Below are 12,233 nucleotides of genomic sequence, written 5' to 3' on the forward strand. Positions count from 1 at the left end.
AATAATTCTTCATGCGAACCCCGGGATCAGGCAACCTGAACCGGAATGGCATTGCTGGTGCCCTTCACTTCATTGCCCTCAGCCATGTAAATCAGGCTGGGTTTGAAGTTGATTAGCTCCGCGCTAGTGTAGTTGGCGTAGGCACAAATAATTACGCGATCGCCAGGCTGGGCCTTATGGGCTGCAGCACCGTTGACGGAGATGATTTTGGACCCGGCTTCGCCGCGGATTGCGTAGGTTTCGAAACGCTCACCGTTATCGATGTTATAGATCTGGATCTGTTCGTATTCCAGGATACCCGCCATGTCCATCAGATCACCATCAATGGCGCAGGAGCCTTCGTATTCAAGTTCCGCGTGGGTGACACGAGCCTGATGGAGTTTTGCTTTCAGCATGGTGCACTGCATGTTGGTTACCTCTCAAGCGACCCGAAGCCTGCTGTATACGCCATATTATATGGCATGCAGGCACTTCAAGGGGCCGGAAGTATGCATGAATCACCGGTCACGCACAACGGCCAACGATATATTGTCGATCAATCGTGTTGACCCCAGTTTAGCAGCTACCGCGACGATTAGGTCAGTGTCGTCTGGCCCAGCCGGAGCAAGGGTTCTGGCGTTGGCGATGGTGATATAGTCAACGCTGAATCCAGTGCTATTCAGTGATTGGCTAGTCCGGCTTTCCAGCGCGCGATAATTTCGTTCTCCGCCGATAATCTCCGTTTTTACCTGTTGCAGGTGAGCATAGAGCTGGGGCGCGAGTGTGCGCTCACTTTCGCTCAGAAAGCCGTTGCGGGAGCTGCGTGCCAGTCCGTCGGTTTCGCGACTGGTGGCAGCACCGACAATCTTCACTGGGAACAGCAGTTCTTCACACATGCGGCGCAGAATAGCTAGTTGCTGGAAGTCCTTTTCACCGAAGATGGCCACGTCTGGTTGCACGATGTTGAGGAGCTTGGAAACTACCGTTGTGACACCTCTGAAGTGCCCTTCGCGACTGGCGCCGCACAGATGGTCGCCCAGCTGATCTACGTCCACCCAGGTCTGGTTTTGACCTAGCGGATACATCTCCTCCACTGACGGAGCGAACAGTAGATCTGCACCGGCCTCGACTAGAGCCGCGGCGTCCGCATCCAGGGTGCGCGGGTAGCGGTCGAAATCTTCGTTAGGCCCGAACTGGGTGGGATTGACAAAAATCGATACCACGACCACATCACAGCGGGTTCGGGCTTCTCGAACCAGGCTGATATGGCCATCGTGCAGGTTGCCCATAGTGGGGACAAAGCCTACGGACTGGCCTTTGCGGTGCCAGCCGCGCACATGTTCGCGCACCTGGGCGACGGAATGAGCGGTTTGCATTAGGAACCTCAGGGTATAAGAAGCTACACAACGTGGAAGATACTATGCCAACCGGCCAGGGCCCAGCCCATCCTCAGCTGGGTTTACCCTGATCATCGACGCGCTTTCGTATGTCGTGCCTTGATTCGCGCTATAGCTTGTCGCTATTTTAAAAACAATGTTCGTCGGCCGGGAAACTGCCGTCTTTCACCGCGTCGTCATAGGCCTTGAACGCTGCGCGCATATCGCCAGTCTCGGCCATAAAGTTACGGACGAAACGGGCAGGTTTGCCGGGGCTGATGCCGAGCATGTCATGCATCACCAGCACCTGGCCATCGCATTCCGGGGCGGCCCCGATACCGATGACCGGTGCCGCAACTTCACGGGTGATCTCTGCGCTCAGCGCTCGCGGTACGCATTCCAGAACAAACAGGGCTGTGCCTGCTTGATCGAGAATCTTGGCGGCGTTGAGCAGCTCTGCGGCACCGTCGTCATCCTTACCTTGCACCCGGTAGCCGCCCAATGAGTTCACCGCTTGCGGGGTCAGGCCCATATGCGCGCAGACCGGAACGCCGTTACGGTTGAGAACCTCGATGGCTTCAGCCAGCCAGGCGCTGCCTTCTAGTTTTACCATGTTGGCGCCGGCTTGCATCAGCGCGGTGGCAGCGTTCAGCGTGCGCTCCAGGGTGGCAGCCCCCATAAACGGGATGTCGGCAATGATCAAACTGCCTTGATTGCCCCGGGCCACGCATTGGGTGTGATAGACCATTTGCTCCAGTGTCACCGGTACAGTGCTGGTCTGGCCCTGGATAACATTGCCTAGGGAGTCGCCGACCAGAATCGCTTCTACGCCAGCCTCGGAAATGAGTCGGGAAAAACAGGCGTCGTAAGCGGTTAGCACGGAAAATTTGCCACCGTCCTGTTTGCGCTTTTGCAGGGTTCGAATGGTAATGGACATGGGATACCTCCCAGGGAAATTCAGGGACGAGCTACAGGCTTCAAGCTACAACACGGTCAAGTCTGTCAGGCTTCGGAGCAATATGCCCACGCGCAAACGTCCTTTGGGCTTCCCGGCTATAGTACGCACAGGGCCATGTCGCGTTGTAGCTTGAAGCCTGTAGCTCGAAGCTAGTTTTTCAGCCTACCAGTGGCCGGGGGTTAAAATAGTGGCGACCGGAGCGGATGTCCAGTAACTCGCTGATCAGCTGCTGATAGTCTCGATCATGGTTGACCAGGTCTATCTCCGCTGCGTTGACGATGAGCAGCGGGGCGCGGTCGTAAAAATGGAAGAATTCGGTATAAGCGTTACTGAGTTTATCCAGATAATCGCTGGCAATACCCTGCTCGAAATTGTTGCCCCGGTGGCCGATACGTTGGCGCAGCACCTGAGAGGGGGCTTGCAAGTAAATCACTAGATCCGGGCGGGGAGCGTCCACCGTTAGATGGTCATCTACATTGCTATACAGCTGAAATTCATCTTCATCGAGAGTGACCTGAGCAAACAGCCGGTTTTTGTCGATCAGAAAGTCCGCAATCCGAGGGCCGGCAAATAGATCCTGTTGCTGGACCTGACGCAGCTGGTCCGCCCGCTGAAACAAGAAGAAAAGTTCGGTCTGCAGCGCGTAGCGGGTCGGGTCCTGATAGAAGCGGGTCAGAAAGGGGTTGTCGTCGGCTTGCTCTAGTAACAAATCATAGCCAAAGGTCATGGCCAGCCGCTTGGCCAGGCTGGTTTTCCCTGCCCCAATGGGGCCTTCCACAGCGATAAAGCGAGGCAGGGTGCCTGCTTGCCGGCGCTGTTCAATTCGTTCAGTTAAGGTTAATTCAGTCGATGAGTGCATCGCGATCCAGTTCTGATAGCGGTGAAAGCGTTTGTTCGGTTACCTGATCGAGGAAACTACTCAGAGCGGTGCCATCGGGCAAGATGCAGTGAGGTGCGATTTCCAGTAGCGGGTGAAGCACAAAAGCGCGTTGGGTCATTTGCGGATGGGGGACCTGAAGGTCGACGGTGTCAATGCGTTGATCACCGAGTAATAGAATATCTAGGTCGAGGGTTCGCTCCCCCCAATGACGCAAGCGTTGACGGCCGGCGGCCAGTTCTAAGGCCTGCAGGCTATTGAGCAAGGCATGTGGCGTTAATGAGCTTTGCACTTCGGCGACAGCGTTGACGTAATCGGGTTGGTCCTGCGGGCCAATGGGGGCGCTAGTATACAGGCGGGAATGGTGTTGCAAGGTAAGGCCAGGCAGGTGTGCCATGGCCAGCAAGGCGCTGGTCAGCCGTTGTGCCGGCTGATCCAGGTTGCTTCCAAGCCCAATAAACGCTTGCATCAATTATCTGCAGCAGGCTTTGGCCGGCGCCGGCGGCGACGACGTTTGTTGTTGCCGCCTCCGCGGTTGCCTAGTTCGCTGATCATTTCCCGGCGACCGCTCTCATCTTCTTCCTGGTAGCGGGTCCACCAGTCGCCTAATCCTGGTTCAATTTCACCGCATTGCTCGCGCAATAATAGGAAATCGTAGGCGGCCCGGAAACGAGGGTGCTCCATCATCGCATCAGCACGCCGGCCGGCACGTTTGTCCAGCCGCAGCTGTAGCTCCCACATTTCTCGCATCACGGTGGAGAAACGACGGGGGATAGCGGTGTGCTTGATTTGCAGGTTGAGGGCCCTGGTGGCGGACTTGTGTAGTGCCTGTGCCGGGGGTAGGCCACTAGACAAGTAACCGGTAAGACGCTGCTGGATCACCGGCCACAATAATACTGCATAGATAAAAGCGGGAGTAACGGGCTTATCCATCAGCAGACGGCGGTCGGTGTTGTCCATAGCGGCCAGTAGCATGGCCTCCCACGTCTTGCCTTGGTCTCCTTCCAGTGCTTGCTGGGTTTCCGGAAATAGGAAGCGGAACAGGCCCAGTTCTTGTAGCTGTTCATACGATGCTCGGGCGTGGCCGCTGAGGAAGAGTTTGAGTACCTCGTCAAATAGACGTGCGGAAGGTACCTGCAGCAATAATTCAGCCATATCTGGGATGCGACTGGCGGTACTTTTTTCTATTTCGAAGCCCAGTTTGGCGGCGAAACGGGCCGCGCGCAGCATACGTACAGGGTCTTCGCGAAAGCGTTGCTCCGGGTCACCAATCAGGCGGATTGTTTCCTGGTCAATATCTTCCATGCTGCCGACAAAATCATGCAGGGAAAAATCAGCAATATTGTAGTACAGGGCGTTGATGGTGAAATCGCGACGCAGGGCGTCTTCTTCTATGCTGCCCCAGGTGTTATCGCGCAGTACCATGCCGGTTTCTTCATGAGCATGGTGCTTATTTCGGTCCTGGTTGTCGTCACTGGCCTTGGCTCGAAATGTGGAGACTTCAATGACTTCGCGACCAAAGCGAACATGAACGATTTGAAAGCGTCGACCAATAATGCGGCTGCGCTTGAAAAGGCGCTGTACCTGTTCCGGGGTGGCATTGGTGGAAACGTCAAAATCCTTGGGTTCGCGACCGCAGAGGATGTCGCGCAGGCAGCCCCCGACCAGATAAGCCTCAAATCCTCCCTTGTGTAACCCGTAGAGCACATTAAGGGCGGCGCGGGAAACTTGCTGGCGGGAAATGGGATGTTGATCGCGAGGAATGACGCGGGGTTCCAGCGGGCCGGCAGAATCTGCGGAACTTGGAGTAAACCAGCGTGTCATATGTTTGAGAAGCTTGCAGGGCATGCGAAAAATTCGGCCTTTAAATTAAGCAATAAGGCGGAGATAGTAGCACTTTTTTTCGCCAGTTGAGATGTCTTTGGTGTAGTAGGCCAAGCCGGCGGCGAGTGAGCGCAGACCTGAAAGCAAAAAGGAGCCACAACCGAAGTTGTGACTCCCATATTTTGCGCTGATTCTGTTTATTATTATTGTTTGTGTTGTTTTCTGCCTTTTGCTGCAATCATCAGTTGCAGCTGCGCTGCATCGGCTCGTGAAATTATTGTTCTTCTTTCTTGTTGTTATTGTTTAAGCCTTAACGCCCTTGTTGTTGTTGTTTGCTGGCGTGGAATTCATAGTGCCCGTCCCCCCCTGGTAATGCAACTGATCGAAAAAATGATTAAAATCATGGCCTTACATTTTTACTGGGAACCAATCTTAAATGCGGTCAGGGTCAGGTAACGTTTGTGTTACCTGCTTGTGTAGGGCGGTAACACTTGAGGTGCTTTGGGGGCGTGTTTCTGATCCTATTTCTTTTTTCGTGTCTTAAATTAAGGTTTTTCTGGATTAACCATTAATAATTGGCGAGTTGGGCTTTGTGGTCAGCTCGGGTTGGTTTAGCGTCGAATACTGGACTTCTTGCGCGGTATTCCCAGCCGTTGGCGTCGTTCCCATAGGCTTTTCCGGCTTATGCCCAATTTCTGAGCTAACTCGGTTTCGGTCATGCTGTCCTGATTTTCCATCACGAAACGGGTGAAATAGTCCTCCAGAGACAGGTCTTCGCTGGGGTCTAGACTTGCTCGGCTGACTCGTTGGGGGGGGCGGCTAGGGTTTAGACCCAATTGAGCAGGACCGATACCGTCTTCTTCGGTGAGAATAATGGCTCTCTCGATAACATTTTCCAGTTCACGTACATTGCCGGGCCAGCTGTAGCTGTGCATGGCTCCCAAGGCTTGTGGCGTAAAATGTAGGTTTGGGCGGTTGAGTTTCTCACTGCCCCTTGCCAGCAGTGCGTTAGCTAGAGGCTCTAGGTCTTCGTGTCGGTCTCTGAGCGGAGGAAGGGTCAGTTCCATGACGTTGAGTCGGTAATAAAGGTCTTGACGGAAGCTGCCGTCAGTAATTCGGTTGGGTAAATCCAGTTGGTTACTGGCAAGAATGCGCACGTCGACACGGCGGGGGGACAGAGACCCTTGCCGGTGAATTTCATGATGGGTTAACAAGGTCAACAGGCGGCTTTGCACATCGCTGGCGAGCTCTCCTACTTCATCAAGAAACAAGGTTCCCCCATCCGCCTCTTCGATTCGCCCGGGCTGTTCATCATCGCCGAAGAGTTCGGTGAGTTGCAGGTTCTTGGGCAGTGCTGCGCACTGTATTGATACGAGAGGCCCGTTGATTCGTTTGCTGTGTTCGTGCAAAGCGCGGGCGGTGAGCTCTTTGCCTGTGCCTGCCTCGCCCATAATCAGAACCGGTGTGTTGGTGGGCGCCACACGGCTGATGCGGTGCTTGAGTTCCTGCATAGCGGGGCTGTCTCCGACCATATTGCGGACAGGAAAACTGCGCTCCAAATCGCGCCGTAAGGCACGGTTGCCCCGGTTTAGCCGACCCTCTTTCAGCACCCGGTCCACGGCGAGTAGCATTTCATCGTGGTCAAAGGGCTTGGGAATGTAATCCACTGCGCCCAGTCGCATGGCGTCCACCGCAGAGCGTAGGCTGGCATAGCTAGTCATGATCAGCACTGGCGTATTGCCAGCCGCCTCGATCAGATTGGTGCCGGGTTCACCGGGTAGGCGCAGGTCGCTGATGATCAGGTCGAACTGATTGAGGTTGTTCTCGAGGGCTTGCTCAACGGATTCCGCTTCTTCTACCGAGTGTTCATGGCGTACCAGCAGCTTGCGCAGAGCGCCGCGAATAACGGGCTCATCTTCAACAATCAGAATGTGACTCATGAATGGCTTGATCCTGTCCTGTCTTTCAACGGCGTATTACGCCCCGTCGGTAGGAGTGTGCATGGGTAGTTGAATAATAAACCGTGTGCCGCCCTGTTCAGCAACAGGGCTTTCCACCTGAATCGAGCCCAAGTGCTCTTTGATAATACTGTAAACCAGTGCCAACCCAAGGCCTGTTCCGCGACCAGGGGGCTTACTGGTAACAAAAGGCTCAAATAGAGCGTCGCGCAATTCTTCAGGAATGCCGTGGCCTTGATCTTCCACAATCACATTCACTGCTTGATCGGTGGCGTTGCTGAGAATGACTACCGGTTGTTTATCAATACTGGCGTCGGCGGCGTTACCCAGCAGATTGATGAATACCTGTAGTAGGCGCTGAGGGTCGCCTTGAACCCAGTGTTCGGGTTTACTTCGGTTGTCGAAGGGTTGCTGGCGGTGGTCTGGATCCAGCAGTAACAGAGATACGGCTTCATCCACGGTGTCGCGGATATTTACTGGCACATGCTGGCTGTGCCTGATGCCCCCTGAATGGCTAAAGGTGACCAGTGATTCCACGATACGGGTAATGCGGCGGGTTTGTTCAAGGATTTGCTGGCTCGATTCCAGTTGTTCTTCGGCGTCGGTTTCACTGTCTAAATTCTGGGCGAGGCAGGCGATGGCGGTAACCGGGTTGCCAATTTCGTGGGCGATACCGGCGGCTAGTCGGCCGATAGAGGCAAGCCGTTCATTATGAGTCAGATGGGCTTCCATTTGGCGCAGCTCGGTAATGTCCTCAATTACCACCACCTGGCCGCCGGCTTGTTCCGAGGTGCCGGTGCCAAGGACTTCGGATTTATGGAGGCTTAGCCAGCGGGTCTGTCGGTCCACCTCCAAAGATTGCTGCGGTTGGTGCGGGTTGTCATCACGGCTGAACTGGGTCAGGAATTCGCCCCACGGTGAAGCTAGGTCCGCTAATCGGGAGCCGATAGTGCCGGCGGCAGTAATCCCCGTTAATTCTTCCATAGCCCGGTTCCAGCCGATGATCTCCCGGTCCGCGCCCAGCGAGATAACCCCCATGGGCAGCTCGAGTAGTGTTTGGCGATGGAAGCGACGCAGGCTGTCTAACTCTGCCGCTAGCCCGGAGAGTCGATCACGGTATTGCTCCAAGCGTGACTCAATAAACTGGATATCTTCGCTGGAGCGTTGCTGCTCTTCGGGCAGGTAAGGTAAATGGTCGTCCATCAACTGGTGCGATACTGATGGTCCTAGCAGGCCGGAAAGGTTGGTTTCTAGCTGATCGCGCAGCCGCCGTAAGGCGTAGGGGCGTGTTTCTGTGCGCGGCAGGCGCAGGTCGCGCAGCGCCATTTCTACTTCACGTGTGGCGGTGATCGGACCCAGCGGTTGGGTCAGCGCTTCAATGAAGTTGTCTACGCTTTTGGTTTTCAGTTCCCATCGGTAGGGGCGGCGTAAGCTACCCACAGCACAGGCTTGGGCGGCGTTTTGCTCTGCCTGCGACATCGGGGTAACAATGGAGATGATGGCGTACAGCAATGTGTTGGCGGTGACCGAAACAATGGCCACGTGGTGCCATTGGTTGGCGCCGGTTTGGAAGCGCATGCCGAGCAATTCCATGAGCCCTTGAAATTGCCATTGTGGGTAGGTGATGGGCAGCAGCAATAACAGTAGCCATAGCAGGAAGCCAAGAACGAGACCGGCAAATAAACCGTTGCGGTTGCCCGAAGGCCAGAACAGAGCACCGATCAGTCCGGGGACAAACTGCAGGGTGGCAACGAACGACAGCACGCCCAGCTCAACCAAGGTGTGCTCGGTGCCGGTGAAACGATAGAACAGATAGGCTAGGGCGAGAATGGCGGCGATCAGAATGCGCCGGGTCCACAACAAGTTTCGGTATAGGTTTTGACCCCGATGCAACGGGCTGACCGGCAGTACCAAGTGGTTCAGGCACATCCCAGACAAGGCTAGGGTGGCCACAATCAGCATGCCGCTGGCGCCGGCCAAGCCAGCAATATAACCGAGAATGGCTCCATGCCCGCCGGTCACCATGCCAATACCCAGCGCATAGTAATCTGGGGAGGTGGGGGCATTGCTGGCGGCGGCGGCCCATAGAATTACAGGTACACATAGGGCCATGATTAGAAACATTAACGGCAGCGCCCAGCTTGCGGTGATCAGAGCCCGGGGATTCAAGTTTTCGGTGAACGCCATGTAAAACATGTGTGGCAGCACGACGGCGGAGACGAAAAACGCCATGATCATGGAATGCCAACTACCATCCTGCAGGGGATAATAGAGCCGGGCCAGCATTTCAGGGTGCTCGTCCAGCCAGTTGCCGAGGCTTTCCGGCCCGTCAAACACGCCGTATAACCCCAGTAATGCAACTGCGCCAAAGGCTAACAATTTAATCAGCGATTCCATGGCGATGGCGACGACTAGCCCTTCGTGTTTTTCTCTGGCAGTAGCGTGGCGGGCGCCGAATAGAATGGCAAAGATCACCATCATAAAGCAGAAGCCGGCGGCTAGATCACGGGGATCAGACGTGTCGCTGAGGATCTGAATAGACTCCGCCACAGCTTTGAGTTGTAGAGCCAGCAGAGGTAAAACGCCGATCAACATGATAACGGTAGTTGTGGCACCGGCTAGGCGACTGCGATAGCGGAAGGAAAACAAGTCTGCCAGCGAGCTTAGCTGGTAAGTGGCCGTGAGGCGTAGTATCGGTGCCAGCAATATGGGGGCGAGCAGAAAGATCCCGGAGATGCCGAGAAAGTAGGAGAGAAAGTTATAGCCGTATTGGTAAGCATAGCCCACCGATCCATATACCGCCCAAGCGCTGGCGTATACGCCCAGAGAAAAAACGTACACGGCGGGATGACGGACCAACCTTGCTGGTAACCAGCCGCGCTCGGTGATCCAGGCCACCATAAAAAGGAAAAAAAGGTAGCCACAGGCGATCAGGATGAGGTCGCTAACGCTATAGACCATCGGCATCCTTAATCTTGGCAATCCAGTAACTCAAGGCAATAAGGCCTAGCCAGATTAGGTAGGGGCGATACCAAGCACGCCCACCTTCGCTCCACCATTCAATGATGGCTGGAGATAGCAGGTAGGTGCCGAGAATAAAAATAATAAGCAGGCGATCAGTATACATAGGTGGTTAAGGCCCTCTGGTGCAAGAGCATACGTCAGGGGGTGAGGTGTGTAAAAGCAGGACTGGGTTGAACGTCTTGGATTGAAAGTTGAAACGCGGGGTTAGTCGAATGCGTTGTAAGGCAGCCCCAGCGATTTATGGCAAGGGCTATGTTGGCTGCGGAGGGGGCTCAACGGTATCTTCAACGTTGAGCCCGTCGGGTAACGGCTGTTGGTGGCCGGGAGGCCACTGGTGTTCAGGGTAATGGGTTGTCGCCCACGCGAGTAAGGCTGCGGGGCTTGTGCTTTGCAAATCAGCTGGTGGTTGCAGGCCCATGCAGCTCAAGGCGGCGGAGAGTAGCTGGTTGGCCCGATTAGGATCCAGAGCGTTACTGCCTGCAGATTTGGAAAGTTTTACATTGCGACCGCTGGAGACCACTGGCAAATGCGCATAGTCGGGTATAGGGCGTTTAAGACATTCCAATAGCCAGCGCTGGCGCAGGGTTGAGCCAAGTAGATCGGCACCACGTAATACATGAGTAATCGCCTCATCGGCATCGTCCAGTGCACAGGCGAGCTGGTAGCCAAACAGGCCATCGCGACGGCGGATTACAAAGGCACCACCATCACGGTGGAGGTTATTGCAGACGTGCCCTTGAATGTTATCTGAGTAACAAAGTTGGCGGTCTGGGACATGCAGGCGTACGGCAGTATCGGCATCAGCGGCCACAGCGGCGCTGATGCCGGGGTGGCAATGGTTCAGGCTGGCTAGCTCTTTGCGAGTCAGACGGCAATGAAAGGCATGGCCGCTGTCGACCAATTGTGTCACCGCCGCCTGGTAGGCATCGCTGCGTTGGCTCTGGTAACGAACGGTCTCGTCCCAGTGTAGGCCGAATGCTTCCAACTGCCTCAAAATTCGATCAGCTGCGCCGGGCACTTCCCGCGGTGGATCCAAATCATCAATGCGCACCAGCCATGTCCCGCCACAGGAGCGGGCCTCTAGCCAGCTGGCCAGTGCGGCTACCAGTGAACCGAAGTGCAGTGGGCCAGAGGGGGTTGGGGCGAAACGTCCTCGGTACGACATGGTAGCCTCAAGCTACGAGCTATAAGTAAAACATCAGCGACTGAAAACGAGGAAGCCGCATCCCAAGTTGGGGCGCGGCCCTAGTTGACTCATCTTGAAAGTCATAACGCGTGGTCGCTTGGAGCTTGAGGGTTTATCCCGCCACTTGCCGTTCTTTGATTTCGGCCAGTTCTTTGCAATCGATACACAACTCTGCGGTGGGGCGAGCTTCCAAGCGGCGAATACCGATTTCTACGCCACATGCTTCACAGAAGCCATAGTCGTCCTTGTCAACCAGATCGAGGGTCTTCTCGATTTTCTTAAGCAGTTTTCGTTCGCGGTCACGGGTGCGCAGTTCCAGGGCAAATTCTTCTTCCTGCGTGGCGCGATCGGCCGGGTCGGGCAGGTTGGCTTGCTCGTCCTGCAGATGATGCATGGTGCGGTCCGCTTCCTCCATTAGTTCCTGGCGCCAGGCCAGCAAGATGTTGCGGAAGTGTTCGCGTTGCTTTTCATTCATATATTCCTCATCAGGGCCGGGTTGGTAAGGCGTGAAGCCGTGAACCTGGGCCTGTGATGCAGAGGAACTAGAGGTTTTCTTTTTCACTTTCGAATTTACCTGAGCAGAAGAGGGGGAGCGGCTCGGCGAAGTCTTTTTGCCGGCAGCTGCTGTTCGTGCAGAACCCGCGTGTGCGGTGGCTTTCGCAGCAGCAGATCGAGCGGCTGCGGTAGCCTTGCCTGATGCGGGTAATTTTGTTCTCGGTGTCGCGAGGGTTGTCTTGTTGGTGGAGGCCTTTTTTGCGGCGGCCTTGGAGGCCGGTTTGGCCTTGGCCTGGCGTTTGGCTGCCGGGGCTTTTACGGGTGAGGTAGTCGTGGCTTTCTTAGAAGTTGCGACTGCCTTACTCGCCGTTTTTGTGGTGGAAGGTTTCTTCGCAGCGGCTTTTTTTGCAGCGGGCTTGGTTGCGGCTTTAGCGGTTGCCTTTTTTGCAGTCGCCTTCTTCGCAGCCACTTTTTTGGCTGGGGTCTTCTTATTTGCCGTTTTTACCGATGCAGGGGGGTTCTTGCTGCTGGAAGCAGAGTCGGGGGTTTGTTTTTT

11 protein-coding genes are annotated in these 12,233 nt (G+C 55.3%); all 11 read right to left on the reverse strand.

The annotated features are described in order from the left end of the window. Nucleotides 1–26: 26 nt before the first annotated feature. Entirely contained in the window at nucleotides 27–407 is a 381-nt protein-coding gene (gene panD / locus ABO_RS01710) for an aspartate 1-decarboxylase (protein WP_011587630.1), read from the reverse strand. A 90-nt stretch (nucleotides 408–497) separates the two neighbouring features. Then, nucleotides 498–1,355: a pantoate--beta-alanine ligase gene (gene panC / locus ABO_RS01715; protein ID WP_011587631.1), complete on the reverse strand. Its 858-nt coding sequence runs from the start codon at nucleotides 1,353–1,355 to the stop codon at nucleotides 498–500. 148 nt (nucleotides 1,356–1,503) lie between these two features. Further along, entirely contained in the window at nucleotides 1,504–2,292 is a 789-nt protein-coding gene (gene panB / locus ABO_RS01720) for a 3-methyl-2-oxobutanoate hydroxymethyltransferase (protein ID WP_011587632.1), read from the reverse strand. Between the two features lie 178 nt (nucleotides 2,293–2,470). Next, a complete protein-coding gene (locus ABO_RS01725; RefSeq protein ID WP_011587633.1) occupies nucleotides 2,471–3,172 on the reverse strand; it encodes a deoxynucleoside kinase in 702 nt (233 codons plus the stop codon). Next, complete coding sequence (folK, locus tag ABO_RS01730; protein WP_011587634.1) at nucleotides 3,156–3,659, reverse strand: 2-amino-4-hydroxy-6-hydroxymethyldihydropteridine diphosphokinase; 504 nt, start codon at nucleotides 3,657–3,659, stop codon at nucleotides 3,156–3,158. The genes ABO_RS01725 and folK overlap by 17 nt, the downstream gene beginning before the upstream one ends. After that, complete coding sequence (gene pcnB, locus ABO_RS01735) at nucleotides 3,659–5,014, reverse strand: polynucleotide adenylyltransferase PcnB (protein WP_101235060.1); 1,356 nt, start codon at nucleotides 5,012–5,014, stop codon at nucleotides 3,659–3,661. The genes folK and pcnB overlap by 1 nt, the downstream gene beginning before the upstream one ends. A gap of 611 nt (nucleotides 5,015–5,625) precedes the next feature. Beyond that, a complete protein-coding gene (locus tag ABO_RS01740) occupies nucleotides 5,626–6,954 on the reverse strand; it encodes a sigma-54-dependent transcriptional regulator (protein ID WP_011587636.1) in 1,329 nt (442 codons plus the stop codon). 36 nt (nucleotides 6,955–6,990) lie between these two features. After that, nucleotides 6,991–9,933 carry an ATP-binding protein gene (locus tag ABO_RS01745; RefSeq protein ID WP_144412667.1) on the reverse strand — a complete coding sequence of 981 codons (2,943 nt, stop codon included), beginning with the start codon at nucleotides 9,931–9,933 and terminating at the stop codon, nucleotides 6,991–6,993. Beyond that, entirely contained in the window at nucleotides 9,923–10,099 is a 177-nt protein-coding gene (locus ABO_RS14500) for a hypothetical protein (RefSeq protein WP_011587638.1), read from the reverse strand. Before ABO_RS14500 ends, ABO_RS01745 begins: the two co-directional genes overlap by 11 nt. A 147-nt stretch (nucleotides 10,100–10,246) precedes the next feature. Then, a complete protein-coding gene (gene gluQRS, locus ABO_RS01755; RefSeq protein ID WP_011587639.1) occupies nucleotides 10,247–11,161 on the reverse strand; it encodes a tRNA glutamyl-Q(34) synthetase GluQRS in 915 nt (304 codons plus the stop codon). A 133-nt stretch (nucleotides 11,162–11,294) separates the two neighbouring features. Further along, on the reverse strand, nucleotides 11,295–11,657 hold the full coding sequence (gene dksA / locus ABO_RS14360) for an RNA polymerase-binding protein DksA (RefSeq protein ID WP_197540936.1): 363 nt from the start codon (nucleotides 11,655–11,657) through the stop codon (nucleotides 11,295–11,297). Between the last annotated feature and the right edge of the window lie 576 nt (nucleotides 11,658–12,233).

It is taken from the genome of Alcanivorax borkumensis SK2, assembly GCF_000009365.1.
GTDB classification, from domain to species: Bacteria; Pseudomonadota; Gammaproteobacteria; order Pseudomonadales; family Alcanivoracaceae; genus Alcanivorax; species Alcanivorax borkumensis.